The 23,228-nt window shown below is 61.4% G+C and carries 19 protein-coding genes; 17 read left to right on the forward strand and 2 right to left on the reverse strand.

Annotated elements, in window-relative coordinates; genetic code table 11:
* Positions 1–135: 135 nt before the first annotated feature.
* A complete protein-coding gene (gene mupP, locus AK81_RS18245; RefSeq protein WP_043201044.1) occupies positions 136–807 on the reverse strand; it encodes an N-acetylmuramic acid 6-phosphate phosphatase MupP in 672 nt (223 codons plus the stop codon).
* 2 nt (positions 808–809) lie between these two features.
* Entirely contained in the window at positions 810–1,508 is a 699-nt protein-coding gene (gene ubiG, locus AK81_RS18250; protein ID WP_043201046.1) for a bifunctional 2-polyprenyl-6-hydroxyphenol methylase/3-demethylubiquinol 3-O-methyltransferase UbiG, read from the reverse strand.
* A gap of 110 nt (positions 1,509–1,618) precedes the next feature.
* Between ubiG and mtnA the strand changes: the two genes are divergently transcribed.
* From mtnA to AK81_RS18335, 17 genes are all read left to right on the forward strand, one after another.
* Positions 1,619–2,695 (forward strand): S-methyl-5-thioribose-1-phosphate isomerase, encoded by a 1,077-nt coding sequence (gene mtnA, locus AK81_RS18255; protein ID WP_043201049.1) that lies wholly within the window; start codon positions 1,619–1,621, stop codon positions 2,693–2,695.
* A 365-nt stretch (positions 2,696–3,060) separates the two neighbouring features.
* Positions 3,061–5,826, forward strand: a complete 2,766-nt coding sequence (gene gyrA, locus AK81_RS18260) for a DNA gyrase subunit A (RefSeq protein ID WP_043201052.1) — start codon at positions 3,061–3,063, stop codon at positions 5,824–5,826.
* A gap of 227 nt (positions 5,827–6,053) precedes the next feature.
* A complete protein-coding gene (gene serC / locus AK81_RS18265; RefSeq protein ID WP_043201054.1) occupies positions 6,054–7,139 on the forward strand; it encodes a 3-phosphoserine/phosphohydroxythreonine transaminase in 1,086 nt (361 codons plus the stop codon).
* Complete coding sequence (pheA, locus tag AK81_RS18270) at positions 7,139–8,233, forward strand: prephenate dehydratase (RefSeq protein WP_043201057.1); 1,095 nt, start codon at positions 7,139–7,141, stop codon at positions 8,231–8,233. Before serC ends, pheA begins: the two co-directional genes overlap by 1 nt.
* Before the next feature lie 197 nt (positions 8,234–8,430).
* Entirely contained in the window at positions 8,431–10,650 is a 2,220-nt protein-coding gene (locus AK81_RS18275) for a bifunctional prephenate dehydrogenase/3-phosphoshikimate 1-carboxyvinyltransferase (RefSeq protein WP_043201137.1), read from the forward strand.
* Positions 10,647–11,333 (forward strand): (d)CMP kinase, encoded by a 687-nt coding sequence (cmk, locus tag AK81_RS18280; protein ID WP_043201059.1) that lies wholly within the window; start codon positions 10,647–10,649, stop codon positions 11,331–11,333. The genes AK81_RS18275 and cmk overlap by 4 nt, the downstream gene beginning before the upstream one ends.
* 124 nt (positions 11,334–11,457) lie before the next feature.
* A complete protein-coding gene (rpsA, locus tag AK81_RS18285) occupies positions 11,458–13,134 on the forward strand; it encodes a 30S ribosomal protein S1 (RefSeq protein WP_003252673.1) in 1,677 nt (558 codons plus the stop codon).
* 81 nt (positions 13,135–13,215) lie between these two features.
* Positions 13,216–14,280 carry an acyltransferase family protein gene (locus AK81_RS18290; protein ID WP_043201140.1) on the forward strand — a complete coding sequence of 355 codons (1,065 nt, stop codon included), beginning with the start codon at positions 13,216–13,218 and terminating at the stop codon, positions 14,278–14,280.
* 187 nt (positions 14,281–14,467) lie between these two features.
* Positions 14,468–14,764 (forward strand): integration host factor subunit beta, encoded by a 297-nt coding sequence (gene ihfB, locus AK81_RS18295; RefSeq protein ID WP_003252675.1) that lies wholly within the window; start codon positions 14,468–14,470, stop codon positions 14,762–14,764.
* 19 nt (positions 14,765–14,783) lie between these two features.
* A complete protein-coding gene (locus AK81_RS18300; protein WP_043201060.1) occupies positions 14,784–15,047 on the forward strand; it encodes a lipopolysaccharide assembly protein LapA domain-containing protein in 264 nt (87 codons plus the stop codon).
* A gap of 101 nt (positions 15,048–15,148) precedes the next feature.
* The gene (locus tag AK81_RS18305) at positions 15,149–16,579 is read left to right on the forward strand and encodes an MBL fold metallo-hydrolase RNA specificity domain-containing protein (RefSeq protein ID WP_043201062.1); all 1,431 of its coding nucleotides are present in this window, start codon (positions 15,149–15,151) and stop codon (positions 16,577–16,579) included.
* Between the two features lie 221 nt (positions 16,580–16,800).
* Positions 16,801–17,847, forward strand: coding sequence for an LPS O-antigen chain length determinant protein WzzB (locus AK81_RS18310; protein WP_043201065.1), 1,047 nt, complete (start codon positions 16,801–16,803; stop codon positions 17,845–17,847).
* Between the two features lie 130 nt (positions 17,848–17,977).
* Positions 17,978–18,949, forward strand: coding sequence for a dTDP-4-dehydrorhamnose 3,5-epimerase (rfbC, locus tag AK81_RS30680; protein WP_043201067.1), 972 nt, complete (start codon positions 17,978–17,980; stop codon positions 18,947–18,949).
* Positions 18,942–19,412 (forward strand): acyltransferase, encoded by a 471-nt coding sequence (locus tag AK81_RS18320; protein WP_043201069.1) that lies wholly within the window; start codon positions 18,942–18,944, stop codon positions 19,410–19,412. The genes rfbC and AK81_RS18320 overlap by 8 nt, the downstream gene beginning before the upstream one ends.
* Complete coding sequence (locus AK81_RS18325) at positions 19,405–20,511, forward strand: DegT/DnrJ/EryC1/StrS family aminotransferase (protein WP_043201070.1); 1,107 nt, start codon at positions 19,405–19,407, stop codon at positions 20,509–20,511. Before AK81_RS18320 ends, AK81_RS18325 begins: the two co-directional genes overlap by 8 nt.
* A gap of 7 nt (positions 20,512–20,518) precedes the next feature.
* Positions 20,519–21,790, forward strand: a complete 1,272-nt coding sequence (locus tag AK81_RS18330) for an O-antigen translocase (protein ID WP_043201072.1) — start codon at positions 20,519–20,521, stop codon at positions 21,788–21,790.
* Between the two features lie 3 nt (positions 21,791–21,793).
* Positions 21,794–23,227, forward strand: a complete 1,434-nt coding sequence (locus tag AK81_RS18335) for a hypothetical protein (RefSeq protein WP_043201073.1) — start codon at positions 21,794–21,796, stop codon at positions 23,225–23,227.
* Position 23,228: the final 1 nt, after the last annotated feature.

The following is a 23,228-nucleotide window of genomic DNA, read 5'->3' on the forward strand; positions in this document are numbered from 1 at the left end:
CCCTATGTATGGCGCAACACAGCCTCTGAGGGAGCGGGCATGCCCGCGAAGCAGGCACCGCGGTGGATGGCACCGGCTTCGCCGGTGTTCGCGGGCATGCCCGCTCCCACAGGGTCTGGAGTCAGCCGTTGCGACTCAGCAGCCGCACAACGCGCTGTCGATCACTTTGCGCAGTTCCAGCGGGTGGTCCACCACCACGTCGGCGCCCCAGTTGTTGGGGTTGTCCTCTGGATGAATATAGCCGTAGCGCACCGCTGCCGTGCGGGTGCCGGCGTCGCGGCCAGACTCGATGTCGCGCAGGTCGTCGCCGACGAACAGCACAGTGGCAGGGTCCAGGCCCAGCGTCGTGCAGGCCAGGGTCAGCGGCTCGGGGTCGGGTTTGCTGTTTTTCACGTGGTCCGGGCAGATCAGCAGTGCCGAGCGCTCGGCCAGGCCCAGCTGCTGCATGATCGGCTCGGCGAAGCGCAACGGCTTGTTGGTGACCACGCCCCACAGCAGGTTGCCTTTCTCGATGTCGGCCAGCAGCTCGGCCATGCCGTCGAACAGCTTGCTGTGCACCGCGCAGTCGCGCTGGTAGCGCTCCAGAAACTCCAGGCGCAGGGCCTCGAAGCCTTCGGCTTCCGGGTCCATGGCAAACGTAGTGGCAACCATGGCGCGGGCGCCGCCAGAGATCACACCGCGGATCAGGTTATCGTCAATGGCCGGCAGGCCGCGCTCGGCGAGCATGGCCTGGCAGATGGCGATGAAGTCCGGCGCCGTGTCGAGCAAGGTGCCGTCCATGTCGAAGAGTACTGCTCGCAAACGCATGCTCATTCCTCGCGCAGGGTCTGGATCATGTAGTTGACGTCGACGTCGCTGTTGAGCTTGTAGTGCTTGGTCAGCGGGTTGTAGGTCAGGCCGATGATGTCTTTCACCTCCAGGCCGGCAACGCGGCTCCAGGCGCCCAGCTCGGACGGGCGGATGAACTTCTTGAAGTCGTGGGTGCCGCGCGGCAGCATCTTCAGGATGTACTCGGCGCCGACGATGGCCAGCAGGTAGGCCTTGGGGTTGCGGTTGATGGTGGAGAAGAACACCTGGCCGCCTGGCTTGACCATGCGGTAGCAGGCGCGAATGACCGAGGACGGATCGGGCACGTGTTCGAGCATTTCCAGGCAGGTGACCACGTCGAACTGTTCAGGCATCTCTTCGGCCAGGTCTTCGGCGGTGATCTGCCGGTATTCCACCTGCACGCCGGACTCCAGCTGGTGCAACTGGGCCACGGCCAGTGGAGCTTCGCCCATGTCGATACCGGTCACCGTGGCGCCGCGCAGGGCCATGGCTTCGCTGAGGATGCCGCCGCCGCAGCCTACGTCCAGCACTTTCTTGCCGGCCAGGTTGGCCCGCTCGTCGATCCAGTTGACGCGCAGCGGGTTGATTTCGTGCAGCGGCTTGAACTCGCTTTCGCGGTCCCACCAGCGGTGGGCCAGCGCTTCGAACTTGGCGATTTCGGCGCGGTCGACGTTGCTCATTGAACAGTCCTCTGAAACTTCGCAAAATTGCGCCGGAGTATACCCGAGCGCTCGGCCCCCAGGGTCGCTATAATCGCCGGCTTTTGACATGCGAACGACGGGGAGAGGCGATGCGCGAGCGACTTTTGGCGGCGGAGAAGGTGACCGGGATCCGCTGGCAGGGCGGCATCTTGCACCTGCTCGACCAGCGCCTGCTGCCGTCGGAAGAACGCTGGCTGGCCTGCGACAATGTTGCGCAGGTGGCGGCGGCAATCCGCGACATGGCGGTGCGCGGCGCCTCGGCCATCGGCATTGCTGCCGCCTACGGCCTGGTGCTGGCCCTGGAAGAGCGGCTGGCAGAGGGTGGCGACTGGGAAATGGACCTGGAAGAAGACTTCCTCACCCTGGCCGAGGCACGCCCCACGGCGGCCAACCTGTTCTGGGCGCTGAACCGCATGCGTGAGCGCCTGCTGCGCCTGCGCCCGGATGAAGACGTGCTGGCAGCGCTGGAGGCAGAAGCGGTGGCCATCCACGAAAGCGACCGTGAAGCCAACCTGACCATGGCCCAGCAAGGCATCGAGCTGATTCGCCGTCACCAGGGCAATGCCCAGACCCTGCTTACCTACGGCAATGCCGGTGCCCTGGCCAGTGGCGGTTTCGGTACCGCGCTGGGGGTGATTCGCGCCGGCTACCTGGAGGGTATGGTCGAGCGGGTGTATGCCGGCGAGACCCGCCCGTGGCTGCAAGGCTCGCGCCTGACGGCCTGGGAGCTGGCCAACGAGGGCATTCCGGTGACCCTGTGCGCCGACTCGGCGCTGGCGCACCTGATGAAGACCAAGGGCATCACCTGGGTGGTGGTGGGCGCGGACTGCATCGCTGCCAACGGCGACGTGGCCAGCAAGATCGGCACCTACCAGTTGGCGGTCAGCGCCATGCACCATGGTGTGCGCTTCATGGTAGTGGCGCCGAGCACCAGCATCGACCTGAACCTGGCCACCGGCGAGGATATCCCGCTGGAAGAGCGTGACGCCGACGAGTGGCTGGACTTTGGCGGTGCCCCGGCGGTGGCGGATGTCGAGGTGTTCAACCCGGTGTTCGACGTAACCCCGGCCGACCTGATCGACGTGATCGTGACCGAGCGCGGCATCGTCGAGCGCCCGGATGCTGCCAAGCTGGCCCAGCTGATCTGCCGCAAGCGCCTGCACTGATTTTGTGCTGCCTGTACCGGCCTCTTCGCGGGCTTGCCCGCTCCCACAGGGATATTCATGGCCTGAGGGCAGTAGGTGAACCTGTGGGAGCGGGCGAGCCCGCGAAGAGGCCGGTACAGGCAATAAAAAATCAAGATTCAAACCCCTCTGAGACCACCTGGCACATCTCCCCACCGCCCCCGCCTTTGTGATAACATCCGGCAGTTTCCAAGACCGCCCATCACGGCGGCCTTCATTGCGCAGATCCATGGCACAACTCATTGATTTGTCGTAAGTCGTCGCACGCTTATACGCTGCGGCGGCGAGCTTCGTTCGGCCCTTGATGGAGCTGCGAAGTTTCACCAGAAAAAGGAATCAGGCTTCTCATGGGCGAACTGGCCAAAGAAATCCTCCCGGTCAATATCGAAGACGAACTGAGACAGTCTTACCTCGACTACGCGATGAGCGTGATTGTCGGGCGAGCGCTGCCCGATGCGCGTGACGGCTTGAAGCCCGTGCATCGTCGCGTTCTCTATGCGATGAGCGAACTGGGCAACGACTGGAACAAGCCGTACAAGAAATCCGCCCGTGTGGTCGGTGACGTGATCGGTAAGTACCACCCGCACGGCGACACTGCGGTCTACGACACCATCGTGCGTATGGCCCAGCCGTTCTCGCTGCGCTACCTGCTGGTCGACGGCCAGGGCAACTTCGGTTCGGTGGACGGCGACAACGCCGCCGCCATGCGATACACCGAAGTGCGCATGACCAAGCTGGCGCACGAGCTGCTGGCCGACCTGCACAAGGAAACCGTCGACTGGGTGCCCAACTACGACGGCACCGAGCAGATCCCGGCAGTCATGCCGACCCGTATTCCCAACCTGCTGGTCAACGGCTCCAGCGGTATCGCCGTGGGCATGGCGACCAACATTCCGCCACACAACCTCGGTGAAGTCATCGACGGCTGCCTGGCGCTGATCGACAACCCGGAAGTCACCATCGATGAGCTGATGCAGTTCATTCCTGGGCCAGACTTCCCGACTGCCGGCATCATCAACGGTCGCCAAGGCATCATCGAGGCCTATCGCACCGGCCGTGGCCGCATCTACATGCGCGCCCGCTCCGAGATCGAAGACATCGACAAGGTCGGCGGCCGCCAGCAGATCGTGGTCACCGAGCTGCCTTACCAGCTGAACAAGGCGCGCCTGATCGAAAAGATCGCCGAGCTGGTTAAAGAGAAGAAGATCGAAGGCATCACCGAGCTGCGCGACGAGTCCGACAAGGACGGCATGCGCATCGTCATCGAGCTGCGCCGCGGCGAGGTGCCGGAGGTGGTGCTCAACAACCTCTACCAGCAAACCCAGCTGCAGAGCGTGTTTGGCATCAACGTGGTCGCCCTGATCGACGGTCGTCCGCGCCTGCTCAACCTCAAGGACCTGCTCGAAGCGTTCGTCCGTCACCGCCGTGAAGTGGTGACCCGCCGTACCGTGTTCGAGCTGCGCAAGGCACGTGAGCGTGGCCACATCCTTGAAGGCCAGGCGGTTGCGCTGTCCAACATCGACCCGGTCATCGCCCTGATCAAGGCCTCGCCGACCCCGTCCGAGGCCAAGGAAGCCTTGATTGCAACGCCGTGGGAATCCAGCGCCGTGCAGGTCATGGTCGAGCGCGCCGGTGCCGACTCCTGCCGCCCTGAAGACCTGCCGGAGCAGTTCGGTCTGCATGACGGCAAGTACTTCCTGTCGCCGGAACAGGCCCAGGCCATTCTCGACCTGCGCCTGCACCGCCTGACCGGCCTGGAGCACGAGAAGCTGCTGGCCGAGTACCAGGAAATCCTTGAGCAGATCGGCGAGCTGATCCGCATCCTCAGCAGCGCCGAGCGCCTGATGGAAGTGATTCGCGAAGAGCTGGAAGCCATCCGCGCCGAATACGGCGATGTCCGCCGCACCGAAATTCTCAATGCCAGCCACGACCTCAACTACGGCGACATGATCCCGGAAGAAGAGCGCGTGGTCACCATCTCCCACGGTGGTTATGCCAAGACCCAGCCATTGTCCGCTTACCAGGCCCAGCGCCGTGGCGGCAAAGGCAAGTCGGCGACCGGCGTGAAGGACGAGGACTACATCGAGCACCTGCTGGTCGCCAACAGCCATGCCACCCTGTTGCTGTTCTCCAGCAAGGGCAAGGTGTACTGGAAGAAGACCTACGAAATCCCCGAAGCGTCCCGCGCTGCCCGTGGTCGTCCGCTGGTCAACCTGCTGCCGCTGGAGGAGGGTGAGCGCATCACCGCCATGCTGCAGATCGACCTCGAAGCGCTGCAGCAGAACGCCGACCTCGACGAAGAGCTGGAAGACGCTGACGACACCGTGCTCGAGGGTGAGCTGGTAGAGGCCGAGGAAGTCGACGAAGAAGACGGCGACACTGCAGAGTGGGTGGCAGAGCCGACTGGCGCTTACATCTTCATGGCCACCGCCTCCGGTACCGTCAAGAAGACCCCGCTGGTGCAGTTCGCCCGTCCGCGCTCCAACGGCCTGATCGCCTTGAAGCTGAAGGAAGGCGACACCCTGATTGCGGCGGCCATCACCGACGGCGCCAAAGAAGTCATGATGTTCTCCGACGCCGGCAAGGTCATCCGCTTCGCCGAGAGCGTGGTGCGTGAAATGGGTCGTACGGCCCGTGGTGTGCGCGGCATGAAACTGGGCAAAGGCCAGCAGATCATTTCGATGCTGATCCCGGAGTCCGGCTCGCAGATCCTCACCGCTTCCGAGCGTGGCTTTGGCAAGCGCACCCCGCTGTCCAAGTTCCCGCGTCGCGGCCGTGGTGGCCAGGGCGTGATCGCCATGGGTACCAAAGGGCGCAACGGCCTGCTGATCGGTGCTATTCAGGTACAGGAAGGCGAAGAGATCATGCTGATCTCCGACCAGGGCACGCTGGTGCGCACCCGGGTTGGCGAGGTGTCCAGCCTGAGCCGAAACACCCAGGGTGTTACGCTGATCAAGCTGGCGGCTGATGAAACACTGGTAGGCCTGGAGCGTATCCAGGAGCCATCCGAGGACGAACTCGATGATGTGATCGAGACGGACGAGGAGGGCGTCGAGGCTGAAGCGCCAGACAATGAAGAAGCTGCGGGTGCCGAAGAGGCCCCGCAGGAGTAAGCAAGCGTAAACCCGAACGGGGCGACCAAGGTCGCCCCGTTTGACTGATTACAGCAGGCAACGTCCTCAAGGGCGGTGCCTTACCCTGTGGGAGCGGGTTCACCCGCGAAGCATGCGACGCGGTGCATGGCACCGGCAACGCCGGTGTTCGCGGGTGAACCCGCTCCCACAGGGTCCCGGTAGCACCGAATTACGATTTTGTTCTATTTGGCAGAGCGAGAGTGGATGTGAGCAAACGAGCCTTTAACTTCTGCGCAGGCCCTGCCGCGCTTCCTGATGCTGTGTTGCAGCGCGCCCAGGCCGAGATGCTGGACTGGCGCGGCAAGGGCTTGTCGGTGATGGAAATGAGCCATCGCAGCGACGACTACGTGGCCATCGCCGAAAAGGCCGAGCAGGACCTGCGTGACCTGCTGTCCGTCCCCTCCAACTACAAGGTGCTGTTCCTGCAGGGCGGCGCCAGCCAGCAGTTCGCCGAGATTCCGCTGAACCTGCTGCCGGAAAACGGCACTGCCGACTACATCGAAACCGGCATCTGGTCGAAAAAGGCCATCGAGGAAGCGCGCCGCTTCGGCAACATCAATGTCGCCGCCAGCGCCAAGCCCTACGACTACCTGAATATCCCGGGCCAGAACGACTGGAACCTGACCAAGAACGCTGCCTACGTGCACTATGCGTCCAACGAGACCATCGGTGGCCTGCAGTTTGACTGGGTGCCGCAGGCTGGTGATGTACCGCTGGTGGTCGACATGTCCTCCGACATCCTCTCGCGCCCCATCGACGTGTCGCAGTTCGGCCTGATCTACGCCGGCGCGCAGAAGAACATCGGCCCAAGCGGCCTGGTGGTGGTAATCGTGCGTGAAGACCTGCTGGGCAATGCCCGCAGCAGCTGCCCGACCATGCTCGACTACAAGGTTTCGGCTGACAACGGCTCGATGTACAACACCCCGGCCACTTACTCCTGGTACCTCTCGGGCCTGGTCTTCGAGTGGCTGAAAGAGCAGGGTGGCGTCGACGCCATGGAGCAGCGCAACCGCGCCAAGAAAGAGCGCCTGTACGGCTTTATCGACAACAGCGATTTCTACACCAACCCGATCAGCGTCAACGCCCGTTCGTGGATGAACGTGCCGTTCCGCCTGGCTGACGAGCGCCTGGACAAGGCCTTCCTCGCCGGCGCCGATGCCCGCGGCCTGCTCAACCTCAAGGGCCACCGTTCGGTGGGCGGCATGCGCGCTTCCATCTACAACGCCCTGGGCCTTGAGGCTGTAGAAGCCTTGGTGGGCTACATGGCCGAATTCGAGAAGGAGCACGGCTGATGTCCGAACAGGAACTCAAGGCGCTGCGCGTACGCATCGACAGCCTCGACGAGAAGATCCTTGAGCTGATCAGCGACCGCGCCCGTTGCGCCGAAGAAGTGGCCCGGGTCAAGACCGCCTCGCTGAAAGAAGGCGAGAAGCCGGTGTTCTACCGCCCGGAGCGCGAAGCTGCTGTGCTCAAGCGCGTCATGGAGCGCAACAAGGGCCCGCTGGGCAACGAAGAGATGGCGCGGTTGTTCCGCGAAATCATGTCGTCGTGCCTGGCCCTGGAAGATCCGCTGAAAATCGCCTACCTCGGCCCTGAGGGTACCTTCACCCAGGCCGCGGCCATGAAGCACTTCGGTCACGCGGTGATCAGCCGGCCGATGGCGGCCATCGACGAAGTGTTCCGCGAAGTGGCGGCCGGTGCCGTCAACTTCGGCGTGGTGCCGGTGGAAAACTCTACCGAAGGCGCTGTCAGCCACACCCTGGACAGCTTCCTTGAGCATGACATGGTCATTTGCGGCGAAGTCGAGCTGCGAATCCACCATCACCTGCTGGTAGGTGAGAGCACCAAGACCGACAGCATCACGCGTATCTACTCCCACGCCCAGTCGCTGGCCCAGTGCCGCAAGTGGCTGGACGCGCACTACCCGAACGTGGAGCGCGTGGCGGTTTCGAGCAATGCCGAGGCGGCCAAGCGGGTCAAGGGCGAGTGGAACTCGGCGGCGATTGCCGGCGACATGGCGGCAAACCTGTATGGATTGACCCGCCTGGCGGAAAAGATCGAAGACCGCCCGGACAACTCCACGCGCTTTTTGATGATCGGCAGCCAGGAAGTGCCGCCGACCGGCGACGACAAGACCTCGATCATTGTCTCGATGAGCAACAAGCCAGGTGCCTTGCACGAGCTGCTGGTGCCGTTCCACCAGAACGGCATCGACCTGACCCGCATCGAGACCCGCCCGTCGCGCAGTGGCAAGTGGACCTACGTGTTCTTCATCGACTTCGTTGGCCACCACCGCGACCCGCTGATCAAGGCGGTGCTCGAGCAGATCAGCCAAGAGGCTGTGGCGCTGAAGGTGCTGGGCTCTTATCCAAAGGCGGTGCTTTGATTCAAGGCCCTTGGGGCTGCTTTGCAGCCCTTCGCGGGCGCGCCCGCTCCCACAGTGAACGTGTGATGCCGATCTCTGTGGGAGCGGGCGTGCCCGCGAAGGGCCGCGACGCGGCCCCAGTGGCCCTCACAGACTGTCTCGATTTCTGAACAGGGTTCACACCAGTGGTAAATGCAGCAAAAACCAAACCCGCGCCAATCATCAATCGCCTGGTCGTGGTCGGTCTCGGCCTGATCGGTGGCTCGTTCGCCAAAGGCCTGCGTGAAAGCGGCCTGTGCCGCGAAGTGGTCGGTGTCGACCTGGATGCCCCCTCGCGCAAGCAGGCCGTGGCCCTGGGCGTGGTCGACCGCTGCGAAGAAGACCTCGCCGCAGCCTGTATCGGTGCCGATGTCATCCAGCTGGCCGTGCCGATCCTGGCCATGGAAAAGGTCCTGGCCCTCCTGGCCCGGCTTGATCTGGGCGATGCGATCATTACCGATGTCGGCAGTGCCAAGGGTAACGTCGTCCGTGAGGCGCGTTCTGTTTTTGTAAACGAGAGCGGTCAGCGCCTGCCGCGCTTCGTCCCCGGCCACCCCATAGCCGGTTCCGAGCAGAGCGGGGTAGAGGCCTCCAACGCCACCCTGTTCCGTCGGCACAAGGTGATCCTCACGCCGCTGGCCGAAACCGACCCGGCCGCGCTGGCCCTGGTCGACCGCCTGTGGCGTGCGCTGGGTGCCGACGTGGAGCACATGTCGGTCGAGCGCCATGACGAGGTGCTGGCAGCCACCAGCCACTTGCCGCACCTGCTGGCCTTTGGCTTGGTCGATTCGCTGGCCAAGCGCAATGAAAACCTCGAGATCTTCCGGTACGCTGCGGGAGGCTTCCGCGATTTCACAAGAATCGCCGGCAGCGACCCGACCATGTGGCACGACATCTTCCTCGCCAACCGCGACGCTGTCCTGCGCACACTCGATACATATCGCAGCGATCTCGACGCCTTGCGCGACGCGATCGCAGAAGGGGACGGGCACCAGTTGCTGGGTGTATTCACCCGTGCGCGTGTTGCCCGCGAGCATTTCAGTAAAATCCTGGCCCGTCGGGCCTATGTGGACGCTATGAACGCCAACGATCTGATTTTCCTGGCCCAACCGGGTGGCCGCCTGTCCGGGCGAATCCGCGTACCGGGCGACAAGTCGATTTCCCACCGCTCGATCATGCTCGGCTCGCTGGCCGAAGGCACCACCGAAGTCGAAGGCTTCCTCGAAGGTGAAGACGCGCTGGCGACCCTGCAGGCATTCCGGGACATGGGTGTGGTCATCGAAGGCCCCAACCACGGTCGCGTGACCATTCATGGTGTTGGCCTGCACGGCCTGAAGCCGCCGCCCGGGCCGCTGTACGTGGGCAACTCGGGTACCTCGATGCGCCTGCTGTCGGGCCTGCTGGCCGGCCAGTCGTTCGACGTGACCATGACTGGCGACGCTTCGCTGTCCAAGCGCCCGATGAACCGTGTGGCCAACCCGCTGCGCGAAATGGGTGCTGTGGTCGAGACCGGCCCGGAAGGCCGCCCGCCGCTGACCATTCGTGGTGGCAGCAAGCTCAAGGCATTGACCTACACGCTGCCGATGGCCAGCGCCCAGGTCAAATCCTGCCTGCTGCTGGCCGGCCTGTACGCCGAAGGCAAGACCACCGTTACCGAGCCTGCGCCTACCCGTGATCACACCGAGCGCATGCTGCGCGGCTTTGGCTATGCGGTCGAGTCGAACGGCCCGGTGGCCTCGTTGCAGTCCGGCGGCAAGCTGACCGCTACCCGCATCGAAGTGCCGGCCGACATTTCCTCGGCTGCATTCTTCCTGGTGGCTGCCTCCATCGCCGAAGGTTCCGAGCTGGTGCTGGAGCACGTTGGCATCAACCCGACCCGCACCGGTGTAATCGACATCCTGCGCTTGATGGGCGGCGACATCACCCTGGAAAACCAGCGTGAAGTCGGCGGCGAGCCAGTGGCCGACCTGCGCGTGCGCGGTGCCAGGCTGAAAGGTATCGACATCCCGGAAGCGCTGGTGCCGCTGGCCATCGACGAATTCCCGGTACTGTTCGTGGCCGCTGCCTGCGCCGAAGGGCGTACCGTGCTGCGTGGCGCCGAAGAGCTGCGGGTGAAGGAGTCCGACCGTATCCAGGTGATGGCCGACGGCCTGATCACCCTGGGCATCAAATGCGAACCGACCCCGGACGGCATCATCATCGACGGCGGCCAGCTGGGCGGTGGCGAAGTGCATGGCCACGGTGACCACCGTATTGCCATGGCCTTCAGCGTCGCCTCGCTGCGCGCCACCGCGCCGATCCGTATCCACGACTGTGCCAACGTCGCCACCTCGTTCCCCAACTTCCTGGCGCTCTGCGCCGAAGTGGGTATCCGCGTGGCGGAAGAGGGCAAGTCGTGAATTCGCTGGCACCGGTCATCACCATCGACGGGCCAAGCGGTTCGGGCAAGGGCACGGTCGCCGGCCTGCTGGCCCGCGAACTGGGCTGGAAGCTGCTGGACTCCGGCGCGCTGTACCGTTTGCTGGCGTTCAACGCCAGCAACCACGGCGTCGACCTGACCAACGAGGAGCTGCTGACCAAGTTGGCCGCTCATCTGGACGTGCAGTTCATCGCCGCCCAGCCCGGTAAGCTGCAACAGATCATCCTTGAGGGTGAGGACGTCAGCAATGTCATCCGCACCGAAACCGTCGGCGCCGGCGCGTCGATGGTTGCCTCGCTGCCAGCCGTGCGTGACGCGCTGCTGGTGCGTCAGCGCGAGTTTCGCGATGTGCCGGGGTTGATCGCCGACGGCCGCGACATGGGTACCGTGGTATTCCCTGACGCGCCGTTGAAGGTCTTTCTGACCGCCAGCGCAGAAGAGCGCGCACGTCGCCGTTACCTGCAGTTGAAGGGCAAGGGTGAAGATGTTAGTCTGTCGAGTCTGCTGGATGAGATTCGTGCGCGTGATGAGCGCGACACCCAACGTGCAGTGGCCCCGCTGAAGCCAGCGGCCGATGCCATTCAGTTGGACTCTACCGAGTTGTCCATCGAGCAGGTGTTGCAACGTATCAGAAGCGAGATCGCCCTGCGCGACCTCGCCTGATCGCCAGGAAAGCAGGCAGGGGCACCAGTCAACGTCCTGCCGGCTTTCCTTTACTTAAAACGAACCCACATTGTCTGGAATGTGGTTATGGGCGTTTGTTTCGCCCGAATCTACAGGAATTAAAATGAGCGAAAGCTTTGCAGAACTCTTTGAAGAAAGCCTGAAAACCCTCAATCTTCAGCCGGGTGCCATCATCACCGGTATCGTTGTCGACATCGACGGCGACTGGGTTACCGTACACGCTGGCCTGAAGTCCGAGGGCGTCATCCCGCTCGAGCAGTTCTACAACGAAGCTGGCGAGCTGACCATCAAGGTCGGTGACGAAGTTCACGTTGCGCTGGACGCGGTCGAAGACGGCTTTGGCGAAACCAAACTGTCCCGTGAAAAAGCCAAGCGCGCCGAGTGCTGGATTGTTCTGGAAGCAGCTTTCGCCGCCGAAGAAGTGGTCAAGGGCGTTATCAACGGTAAGGTTAAAGGCGGCTTCACTGTCGACGTTAACGGCATCCGTGCGTTCCTGCCGGGCTCCCTGGTTGATGTCCGCCCTGTGCGCGACACCACCCACCTCGAAGGCAAAGAGCTGGAATTCAAGGTCATCAAGCTGGACCAGAAGCGCAACAACGTTGTTGTTTCGCGTCGCAGCGTGCTGGAAGCCGAGAACTCCGCCGAGCGCGAAGCCCTGCTGGAAACCCTGCAGGAAGGCCAACAAGTCAAAGGTATCGTCAAGAACCTCACCGACTACGGCGCATTCGTGGACCTGGGCGGTATCGACGGCCTGCTGCACATCACCGACATGGCCTGGAAGCGCATCAAGCACCCTTCGGAAATCGTTAACGTTGGCGACGAAGTCGACGTACGCGTTCTGAAGTTCGACCGCGAGCGCAACCGCGTTTCGCTGGGTCTGAAGCAGATGGGCGAAGATCCGTGGGTAGCTATCACTGCCCGTTACCCAGAAGGTACTCGCGTACAAGCGCGCGTTACCAACCTGACCGACTACGGCTGCTTCGCTGAGCTGGAAGAAGGCGTTGAAGGTCTGGTACACGTTTCCGAAATGGACTGGACCAACAAGAACATCCACCCGTCGAAAGTCGTTCAGGTTGGCGACGAAGTGGAAGTCATGGTTCTGGACATCGACGAAGAGCGTCGTCGTATCTCCCTGGGCATCAAGCAGTGCAAGTCCAACCCATGGGAAGACTTCTCCGGCCAGTTCAACAAGGGTGACAAGATCACCGGTACCATCAAGTCGATCACCGACTTCGGTATCTTCATCGGCCTGGACGGCGGCATCGACGGCCTGGTTCACCTGTCCGACATCTCCTGGAACGAAACCGGCGAAGAAGCCGTACGTCGTTTCAAGAAGGGCGACGAGCTGGAAACCGTCATCCTGTCGGTCGACCCAGAGCGCGAGCGCATCTCCCTGGGCATCAAGCAGCTGGAAGACGATCCGTTCTCCAACTTCGTTGCTGTCAATGACAAGGGCGCTATCGTCAAGGGCATCGTGAAAGAAGTTGACGCCAAAGGCGCCATCGTCACCCTGGCCGACGACATCGAAGCCACTCTGAAAGCTTCCGAAATCAGCCGTGACCGCGTTGAAGACGCGCGTAACGTTCTGAAGGAAGGCGAAGAGATCGAAGCCAAGATCATCAGCGTTGACCGCAAGTCCCGCGTTATCAGCCTGTCGATCAAATCGAAAGACGACGCTGAAGAGCGTGAAGCCATCCAGAGCCTGAAAAACGCTCCGGAAGCGGCTGCCGACACCACCATGGCTGCGCTGCTGCGCGAAGCAATGGCCAAGCAGAACTGAGTTCTGTTTGATCGGTAAAAAAGGGCGACCCTCGGGTCGCCCTTTTTTTGTGTCTGAAATGCGTCAGCCGTGGGGGTGTTCATGTTGATGTTTGGCGACGTTATGAAAGGTCGCGGGCGTGATAATAATTTTCTGATCATCAGGTTGCTGGCGGCGACCGCTGTGGTGATTGGGCATTCCTTTGCGCTTTCCTACCTGGAGTGCCTGAGCTGCGCGGACCCGGCAATGCAGCTGGGCATGCCGGTGCCCGTCCATAGCCTGGGGGTGGAAGTGTTCTTCGTGGTCAGCGGGTTCTTGATCGCTGCCAGTGGTGAACGCAATAGCGCCAGGGATTTCTACCTGGCACGTGCGCTCAGAATCCTGCCTGGCCTGGTGGTGTGCCTGTTGCTCATGGCCTTTGTACTAGGGCCTGCCGTTACCTCGCTGCCGCTTGCCGAGTATTTTTCGCAGGCCCAGGTATACAAATACTTCTACAGCCCGCTGCTGATTTTCAAAGATGCCCAGTTCGTGCTGCCTGGGGTGACCTTTACCCCGCGTTTCCAAGGGGTTTCGGTCAATGGCAGTTTGTGGACCATTCCGCTGGAAATGCGCATGTACCTGGTACTGGGAGTGGTGGTGCTTGTAGCCAGGCTTTTCCGGTGGCCAATGTCGGGGCTGACGCTTGCGGCACTCTTGGTTGCGTTGGGGTTGCATGCCTGGCATCCGGCATTTGCAGCGTACCCGTTCAAGCTGGTGGTGTGTTTCCTGGCAGGGTCGGCGTTCTATTCGTGCCGAGCGGTGATTCCGCACACCGGGTGGCTGCTGCTTGCCTGCGTCGCGTTGTTCTTGCTGAGCAAGGGAGGGCGTTTTGAGGTGTTCGCGTTCGCCACCCTGACGATTTACGCCACGCTTTATTTTGCGTATTGCCCGCAGTTGAAGTTGCCTTCGGTGGTGCAGGACTACTCCTACGGTATCTACCTGTATGCATTTCCGATCCAGCAGATTTTGGCGGGGGCGATGCCGTGGGCTGGGCCATATTGGCTAATGCTGGCTGCAGTGCCGGCCTCCTGGTTAGCGGGGTATGCGTCTTGGCAGTTGGTGGAGAAGCCTGCGCTGGCGATACGAAAGCGCTTTTCGCAGGAAAGCCCTCGGCAGCAATTGGCATGAGGGTGCTGCGGGGGCTGGCTTGCCGGCCATGAAGCGGGCCGTGGCAACCCCTTCGGCTAGACCATTCTTGTAAAACTTCAATCTTGAATTTTTTTATTAAGTCAAGAACCACCCTGTTCAAATCCCTCCCGGCGTGCTACAAACTGGTTAAGCAATGATCTAGCTGCTTGATAACGAAGGGAAAAATATGACGAAGTCGGAGCTGATCGAACGTATTGTCACCCATCAGGGGCTGCTCTCGTCCAAGGACGTGGAGCTGGCCATCAAGACCATGCTTGAGCAGATGTCACAATGCCTGGCCACTGGCGATCGCATCGAGATTCGCGGTTTTGGCAGCTTCTCGCTGCATTATCGCGCCCCGCGCGTGGGCCGTAATCCGAAGACCGGCCAGTCGGTCAGCCTTGAGGGCAAGTTCGTGCCGCACTTCAAACCCGGCAAAGAGCTGCGTGACCGGGTCAACGAAGAAGACGAGGCTGAAGCCTGATCATCCAAGGAGCATTCTGATGCGTAACCTCAAGCGCGCCCTGGCGGCGGTGTTCCTGCTGCTGTTGGCGGCTGTGGTGCTGTTCTTCGTGCTGGAGAACCAGCAAGCCGTGTCGTTGGTCCTGTTCGGCTGGGCGGCGCCAGCCATGCCGGTTGCCGTGCTGGTATTGGCTGCCCTGGTCATTGGCCTGGCAGTTGGCCCCTTGCTGGGTGCCTACGGCGTGCAGCGCAGCAAGCGCAAGATCAGGGAGTCTGCCCGTCAGGCGGCACTCAGCAGCAACTGAGGAAATTTCCTGCGCCCCTTAGGAAAGTCTCACCTATGCATGCACTGGCAGTCATGGAGTAATAGCCCACTTCATTTTCGGCCCCGGCGAGTGCGTGCGACATGGAATATCCCAGCCTTTCCCATCACGGTGGTACTCGCGGCGTCACGGGGTCTTGCCACCAGTTATACCTCGATCCGTCCATCAGCCTGCTGATCGATTGCGGCCTTGAGCAGGGGAACGAGGCAGCGCCAGGTGCGGAAAGTGCGGCGCTCGGCTTCGGCATACAGGGCATCCAGGCTCTGGTCGTCACCCATGTGCACCTCGATCACGTTGGCCGCATTCCTGCGCTGCTGGCTGCCGGCTACCGTGGCCCCATCCTGTGTAGCGAGCCTTCCGCCCGGCTGCTGCCGTTAGTGCTGGAGGATGCCTACAGGCTGAACATCAGCAGTGAGCCCGTGCAGGTGGCGCGGTACCTCGATTTTGTCCGCGACCTTATCGTGCCGCTGCCTTTCGAGCAGTGGCACACGTTGGTCGAGCGTCCCGGCCTTGCTTGTCGTATCCGCCTGCAGCGCGCCGGCCATCTTTTGGGTTCGGCTTACGTCGAATGCGACATGCAGCATGGGCAAGCCAATAGCCGCTATGTGTTCTCTGGCGACCTGGGCGCATGTGGCAACCCGTTGCTGCGCCCGCTGCAGCGCCCGGAGCGGGCTGATGTACTGGTGCTGGAAAGCACCTATGGCGACCGCTTGCATGCGCATGCAGGCGACCGCAGGCAGCGTCTTGAAGATGCCATCGATCGCGCCCTGGCTGACAAGGGCACCCTCCTCATCCCGGCTTTCAGCCTGGGTCGCACCCAGGAATTGCTGTACGAGCTTGAAGGCATACTTCATCGCAAGGCTTTGTTGATTAACGGGGGCGCTGCGCCGGATGGCGACCCGCTCGACTGGTCGCAGTTGCCCATCATCCTCGACTCACCCCTAGCTCAACGCATCACCAGCGTGTACCGGGAGCTGCACGACTACTGGAATGCCGAGGCCAGGGCGCGCCTTGCAGAGGGGCGCGACCCGCTCGGCTTCAGCCAGCTGATCAGCGTGGACACCCATGCCCGGCACCAGCAGGTGGTCAACTACCTCAAGAGCACCGGGCGGCCGGCAATCGTGATTGCCGGCAATGGGATGTGCTCGGGTGGGCGCATTGTCAATTACCTCAAGGCCATGCTGGCGGATGTGCGGCATGAGGTGATGTTTGTGGGGTACCAGGCCAAGGGCACGCCAGGGGCGGTGATACAGGCCGGCGAAAGGTTTGAAGGGCTTGCGCAGGTTGCTCTGGGTGGGCAAATGTACGAGGTGCGGGCGAAAGTGATGACGCTGTCGGGGTACTCGGCACATGCTGATCAGGCGGGCTTGCTGCAGTTCGCGCTGGGTGGCCAGGAGCAGCCAGGCAAGGTGCTGTTGGTGCATGGTGAACAGGGCGCAAAAGCCGCTTTGCAAAAAGCCTTGATGCAGCGCGCCGAGCGGGCGGGCGCAGCCCTGGAGGTCTCGATACCCTGAACCCTTGGTCTGACAATGGTGTGCTGGCCGACGCAAGGCGGGAACTAATGCCGGTAGCGTTTATCTACTGCGACTAACCCTGGCGCTGGATGTGTAAGATGTTGGCATAATGCCGCTACACTCAGGAGGGCCGCGCCTTTTCGGGTTCCATGCCGTCGCTCGTGATGTTGTGGTATGCCAGACACCGTGTACACAGTCAGACCCAAGGAAAAACACAAGAAATGCGCAATGACCTTGAGCGCCGCAGTAGCGATAGTGAAGAAGTTGACCTGTTGGAGTTTCTGGAAGGGGTGTGGCGGCAAAAGCTTCTCATCTTTCTGGTAGCGCTTGTCGTCACTGCAGTTGCACTGGCTTATGCACTGTTGGCCAAGCCGGTTTACGAGGCAAAAGTATTTCTGGCGGCACCTGCGTCCAGTGATATCGCCGACCTCAACTATGGCCGTACCAACCAGACTGGGTTGGAACCTTTCACTTCGCGTAAGGTTTTTGATATCTTCGTCGAACATTTGAACGGTGAAACCCTGCGCCGTCAGTTCTTCAAAGAAGTTTACTTGCCTTCCGCAACTGCGGGGCAGGGGGCACAAGGTGCATTGTATGCCGCGTTCAATGGCTCCTTTGATGTCGTGCAACTGGCGGGTGAGCCGCCGCGTGCCTATGTAGCCTTCCGTGGGCGTGATCCTGCCGTGGCGTCACAATGGGCTGCTGCCTATGTCGAGAAAGCCAGCGCCGCCGCCAAGGCCGAGCTATTGCAGGATGCCACCCGAGAGGCCGAGGTCCGCGCCAGCGCGCTGCAGCTGGAGCTCGACAACTTGCGTGAAAACGGCCAGCGGCAACGTGAAGACAAGATTACCCGCTTGCAAGAGGCACTGCGTATTGCAAATGCCATTGGCCTGGAAAACCCGCCGCTGATAAACGGCGAGATCTCCAAGGCGCTGTCGTCAAAAATGGACGGCGAGCTGACTTACATGCGCGGCAGCAAGGCGCTGGCTGCCGAGATTGCCAATTTGCAGCAACGTAAAAGTGAAGACCCGTTCATTCCTGAACTCAGCGACTTAAAAACCAGACAGCAGTTTTACCAAGGCCTGGTTGCAGCGAAGCGTAATGTGAGTGTGTATCAGCTTGACGGCACGATAGAGCAACCGGATGTGCCGATTAAACCAAAGCGTAACTTGATCATTGCCTTGGGTGTGATTGTTGGTCTGGGCCTCGGTTGCCTGATCGCCACTCTGAGATATGCCGTGCAGAATTTGCAAAGGCGCCGGGCCTGACCCAGGAAACGAACAGCAACGCGCACGCCACATTTAGCGCGAGACATTTGCCGTGCAAACGGTGAAACTGCAGTAATAAAGGGGGGCGGCGCGACTGGCCCCGACAAAAAATCATGCCAAAGGTTTACCGATGAAGCTTGTTCAAACGAACATTCCCGATGTAGTCATAGTCGAGCCCGCCGTGTACGAGGATGATCGCGGGTGGTTCACGGAAACCTTCAATGAAACCCGCTTTCATGGCGCATTGCTTGAACTTGGCTTGAGCAAGCCCCGTGCGTTCGTCCAGGACAATCACTCGATGTCCCATCGCGGTGTGCTGCGCGGGCTGCATTTCCAGCGTGCACCGAATGCCCAGGGCAAGCTGGTCAGGGTAGTGCGTGGTGCAGCCTATGACGTGGCGGTCGATATCCGCCCTGGCTCGCCGACATTCGGGCAGTGGGTAGGGGTTGAGCTGACCGAGCGCAACAACCGCATGCTGTGGATTCCCGAAGGTTTCGCGCACGGGTTTATTGCCCTCGAGGACGAAACGCACTTCCTGTACAAAACCACGGATGTCTACAACAAGGACGCCGAAGGCAGTATCCACTGGGATGACCCTGATCTGGCGATTGACTGGCCAATGCGCGACGGCCTCATTGTCAGCGAAAAGGACAACCAGGCCCCGTCGTTCCGGCACCACCTGAACGTCGCCGAGGAAGGGGCGCTTGCCCAGACCGAGCTGTTCAAGGTGCTGGGTGATCACCGTGGCCAGTTGGTAGCCCTGCAAGCCTTGGATAACGTACCGTTCGCCATACAGCGTGTGTATTACCTGACCGAAACGCTGCCAGGGGTATCCCGTGGTTTCCACGCCCACAAGGCGCTCAATCAGCTGGCCATCTGCGTGTCCGGGCGTTGCCGGATGGTCATGGATGACGGCACCACCCGCACGGACCATTGGCTGGACGCGTTCAACAAGGGCATCCTGATTCCGCCCATGGTCTGGCACGAAATGCATGATTTCAGCCCGGACTGCGTGCTGTTGGTGCTGGCCGACGCCCATTACGACGAGGCCGACTACATTCGTGACTACACCTCGTTCACGGAGCTGAAGCGCAATGCCTAGCATTCATCAACTGGCCGATGTGAAAAGCGACGTGATCGGCGAAGGTACCCGGGTGTGGCAATTCGTAGTGATCATGAAAGGTGCGCAGATCGGGCGCAATTGCAACATCTGTGCGCATACCCTGATTGAAGGTGATGTGGTGCTGGGTGATAACGTGACGGTCAAGTCCGGCGTTTATCTGTGGGACGGTACCCGCATTGCCGATGACGTGTTCATCGGCCCCAATGCCACCTTTACCAATGACGCAATGCCGCGCTCCAAGGTTTACCCGGAGCAATTCAACGGTATTACGCTAGAGCGTGGCGCCAGCATTGGTGCCAATGCCACCTTGCTGCCAGGCATTGTCGTTGGCGAGTACGCCATGGTGGGCGCAGGGGCAGTGGTGACCAAAGATGTCCCGCCTTATGCCGTTGTTGTAGGGAATCCAGCAAAAATTATCAGGGTGATAGACCGCAATGGTTAAGTTTCTCGATCTGCAAGGTGTGAATGCGCAATACCGTCAGGCGTTGATCGATGCCTGCACCGACGTCATCGACTCGGGCTGGTACATCATGGGCGAGAAGCTCAAGCAGTTTGAAACCCAGTTCGCCAGCTACTGCGGGGTAAAGCACTGCATCGGCGTGGCGAACGGCCTGGACGCGCTGACCCTGACCTTGCGGGCCTGGAAGCTGTTGGGGCGTATTGCCGAGGGCGACGAGGTCCTGGTACCTGCCAACACGTACATTGCAACCATCCTGGCGATTACCGAGAACAAACTGGTACCCGTGCTGGTGGAGCCTGATGAAGGCAGCTTCAACCTGGGTGCGCACAACCTGGCGCAAGCGCTGACCCCGCGTACCCGTGTAATCATGCCGGTGCACCTGTACGGCCGGCTTGCCGACATGCCGGCGATCAATGTGTTTGCCGGGCAGCATGGCCTGCTGGTGCTGGAAGATTCTGCCCAGTCGCACGGTGCCGAACTGGACGGGCGCCGGGCAGGGGCGTGGGGCGATGCCTCGGGCTTCAGCTTCTACCCAGGCAAGAACCTTGGCGCGCTGGGCGACGCCGGTGCAGTCACCACCAACGACGATGCGCTGGCCGACACCCTGAAATCGCTGCGCAACTATGGTTCGCACGTGAAGTACATGAACATGTACCAAGGGGTAAACAGCCGCCTGGACGAGCTGCAAGCCGCGCTGTTGAGCGTGAAGCTGGCGTACCTGGACAACGAAACCCGCCTGCGCCAGCAAGTTGCGCAGCAGTATCTGGCCGGCATCGACAACCCGGCCATCCAGCTGCCCGACCCAGGTGCTGCCGGCCAGCACGCCTGGCACCTGTTCGTGGTGCGCAGTGAATGCCGTGAGCAATTGCAGCAGCATCTGGCTCAACAGGGCGTGCAAACCCTGGTGCACTACCCGATACCGCCGCACCGGCAGCAGGCCTACCCGCAGTTGGCCGACCTTTCGCTTCCGCTGACCGAGCGGCTGCATGAGCAGGTATTGAGCCTGCCTATGGACCCGACCCTGACCGTGGCCTCTATCCAGCACGTCATTGACGCCTGCAACAGCTTCTCGCGTCCTTGAGTGCCGTATGACCCTGATCAGAACTAGCCTGCTCAATGCGATAGCAGTTGCGGTAAAGATGGCCACCTTGCTTGGCCTGAACAAAGTGCTGGCCCTGTATGTGGGGCCAGCCGGCTACGCGGCCATCGGCCAACTGCAGAATGCGGTGACCATGTTCACCACCCTGGCCAGTGGCGCTGTCAGCACCGGCGTTACCAAGTACACGGCGGAATTCGCCGAACAGCCCGACGAGCAACGCAAGATATGGCGAACCGCCGGCACACTGTCGGTGGTGGTTTCGCTGCTGCTCGCAGTGCTGATCATGGTGCTGCGCAAGCCCCTGGCCAGCTGGTTTTTCAATGACGAATCGCTGGCGTCGGTGCTGGTCTGGTTTGCTGCCACGCTGGTGTTCTTTGCTTTCAACTCGTTATTGCTTGGCGTGCTCAACGGCAAGAAGGATGTGCCCCGCTATGTGCTGGCCAATATCCTTGGCAGCCTCATTTCGCTGGTGGTCACCTGTGCGCTGACCATCCAGCTTGGGCTGTACGGTGCGCTCGTGGCGCTGGCGGTGTATCAGTCGCTGAGCTTCGTGGCCACCCTGGTTATCTGCATGCGCACGCCCTGGTTCCACCTTGGCGACTTTTTTGGCGGGCTGGACCGTCCAGCCCTGAGACGGCTGTCGAAGTTTGCGCTGATGGCCGTGGTCACGGCCTGTTCCCTGCCGGTTTGCCACGTGTTCCTGCGGGACTACCTGGGCAATACCTTCGGTTGGGAGCAAGCGGGATACTGGGAAGCCATGTGGCGCCTGAGTTCGGCGTACCTGATGCTGATCACCACCACCCTGGCGGTGTATTACCTGCCGCGGTTGTCCGAACTGAAGGATGCCGGTGAGCTGCGCAGGGAGATTTTGCAGGGCTACAAGCTGATCCTGCCCATGACCATTGTGGCCGGGCTGGTTATCTACCTGCTGCGCGACTTCATCATCCTGGTGCTGTTCTCCGAATCGTTCCTGCCAATGCGCGAGTTGTTCGCCTGGCAGATGGTGGGTGACAGCCTGAAGATTGCCAGCTGGCTGATGGCCTACCTGATGCTGGGCAAGGCCTTGACGCGGCTGTACCTGGTGACGGAAATCCTCGCCACCCTGTCGCTTTATGCCTTGACGGTTTACCTCACGCAACTCTGGGGATACGAGAAGGTCACACTCGCCTACGCCGTTAATTACCTGTTGTACGCGATCGTCATGTATTTCACGGTATTCCGGCGGTTGTCGTCGATTGTCGCTGATTCGGCACGGAGCTGAGCAATGAAGCAAGTGGTAGAGCAGCTGCACGCCCGGATACTGAAGGCAGCACCAGGGCCGGCCTTGGCTCAGGCGCAAGTCTATGGTGCGCTGCTGTGGGCCGTGGACCTGAATATCTACGAGGCAGCGGCGCTGGAACGCCACCTGGTGGCCCAGTGCGCCAGCCTGGTCACGGTACCGGTCGCCAGCGGCACATCGCGGGGTTGCCTTCATGTTGTCAGCGAACCCTACCTGCAAGGCGGGCACACCCGGTTGATGGAACGCCTGGCGCACATGCACGAGGGCCCTGTGGACCTGCTGGTGACGCGCAGCGCCAAACCTCAGGTACTCGAACGCCTGAATGGCTATTTTGCCCATATCGAGGTGGCGCGTGGCGATGACCCGTGCGCCCGCTTGCAATCCATCGTCGACACCCTTGCCCAGTACGACAAGGTGGTGCTGCACATCCACCCGGACGACATCATTACCACGGTTGCCTGTGGCCTGCTGAAGCAGCAGCGTGGCGCGGCGGTGACGGTATATTTCGTCAACCACGCCGACCATGTGTTCAGTTTTGGCGCTTCAGTGGCCGATGTGTATTTCGAGATCAGCGCCTACGGGCACCACCTGGACAAGAAAAAGCACCTCACCTGCCAGAAGAGCTTCCTGGCAATCCCGATCGAAACCAGCGGCGCAAAAGTGCCGGATGCCGCGCCCGCGCATGAGCGGATCAAGGTGTTCAGTGCCGCCTCGGCTGCCAAGTACAAGCCCCATGGCGGCCTGGACATGCGCCCGTCGATCACGGCTATTCTCGACAGGTTCCCGAACGCCGAGTGCTGGATCATTGGTGCCAACCCGCTGACCAATACCTGGTGGTGGACGGTGAAACTGCGTTACCCCACGCGCTTTTTCATCCGCCGTCACCTGCCGTACAAGGACTACCTGGCCTTTGCGGAAAAAGCCGACTTCTACCTGGACAGCTACCCTATACCCGGTGGCACCGCGTTCGCGGAGCAACTGCTCAAGGGCCGGCGCTGTGTCGGGTTGGTTGCGCCGATTCAGGGCTATTCACCCGCAGACAGCCTGAAGGTGGCCAGCGTCGACCAGTTGCTGGCCAGCATCGACCAACCGCAGCCCAGTGCACCGGTGGTCGAAGCCGTGCAACAGGTGAACTCGGTAGAGGCCGTGAAAGCGCGCTACCTGGCGTGCATCGAACGGGGCGAATACAGCGAAAACCAGCTGGCGGCCATGCTGCCGTGGTCGGGCAACCTCGATTTCATGAAACCGACAGGTAAGGTCACTAGCATGATCCCTGCGGATGTCTTCGACGCCCTGTGCCGTATGGACACAAACCTGGCGTTGCGAGCGCTGCTTTCCTACGCCTGGGTGCCGCGCATCAAGATCCTGATCAAGGTCGCGCTGTTGCGGCTGGCCAGGTTTGCCAAAGCGCGAGGGTGAG

The sequence above is a fragment of the Pseudomonas putida W15Oct28 genome (genome assembly GCF_000708715.2).
In the GTDB taxonomy this organism is placed as follows: Bacteria; Pseudomonadota; Gammaproteobacteria; order Pseudomonadales; family Pseudomonadaceae; genus Aquipseudomonas; species Aquipseudomonas putida_R.

Excerpts from the sequence above, each read along its gene's own strand:
- mupP (WP_043201044.1), bottom strand. The coding sequence starts at position 807 with ATGCGTTTGCGAGCAGTACTCTTCGACATGGACGGCACCTTGCTCGAC.
- ubiG (WP_043201046.1), bottom strand. The coding sequence starts at position 1,508 with ATGAGCAACGTCGACCGCGCCGAAATCGCCAAGTTCGAAGCGCTGGCC.
- mtnA (WP_043201049.1), top strand. The coding sequence starts at position 1,619 with ATGCGCGAGCGACTTTTGGCGGCGGAGAAGGTGACCGGGATCCGCTGG.
- gyrA (WP_043201052.1), top strand. The coding sequence starts at position 3,061 with ATGGGCGAACTGGCCAAAGAAATCCTCCCGGTCAATATCGAAGACGAA.
- pheA (WP_043201057.1), top strand. The coding sequence starts at position 7,139 with ATGTCCGAACAGGAACTCAAGGCGCTGCGCGTACGCATCGACAGCCTC.
- rpsA (WP_003252673.1), top strand. The coding sequence starts at position 11,458 with ATGAGCGAAAGCTTTGCAGAACTCTTTGAAGAAAGCCTGAAAACCCTC.
- AK81_RS18290 (WP_043201140.1), top strand. The coding sequence starts at position 13,216 with ATGTTGATGTTTGGCGACGTTATGAAAGGTCGCGGGCGTGATAATAAT.
- ihfB (WP_003252675.1), top strand. The coding sequence starts at position 14,468 with ATGACGAAGTCGGAGCTGATCGAACGTATTGTCACCCATCAGGGGCTG.
- AK81_RS18300 (WP_043201060.1), top strand. The coding sequence starts at position 14,784 with ATGCGTAACCTCAAGCGCGCCCTGGCGGCGGTGTTCCTGCTGCTGTTG.
- AK81_RS18305 (WP_043201062.1), top strand. The coding sequence starts at position 15,149 with ATGGAATATCCCAGCCTTTCCCATCACGGTGGTACTCGCGGCGTCACG.
- AK81_RS18310 (WP_043201065.1), top strand. The coding sequence starts at position 16,801 with ATGCGCAATGACCTTGAGCGCCGCAGTAGCGATAGTGAAGAAGTTGAC.
- rfbC (WP_043201067.1), top strand. The coding sequence starts at position 17,978 with ATGAAGCTTGTTCAAACGAACATTCCCGATGTAGTCATAGTCGAGCCC.
- AK81_RS18320 (WP_043201069.1), top strand. The coding sequence starts at position 18,942 with ATGCCTAGCATTCATCAACTGGCCGATGTGAAAAGCGACGTGATCGGC.
- AK81_RS18325 (WP_043201070.1), top strand. The coding sequence starts at position 19,405 with ATGGTTAAGTTTCTCGATCTGCAAGGTGTGAATGCGCAATACCGTCAG.
- AK81_RS18330 (WP_043201072.1), top strand. The coding sequence starts at position 20,519 with ATGACCCTGATCAGAACTAGCCTGCTCAATGCGATAGCAGTTGCGGTA.
- AK81_RS18335 (WP_043201073.1), top strand. The coding sequence starts at position 21,794 with ATGAAGCAAGTGGTAGAGCAGCTGCACGCCCGGATACTGAAGGCAGCA.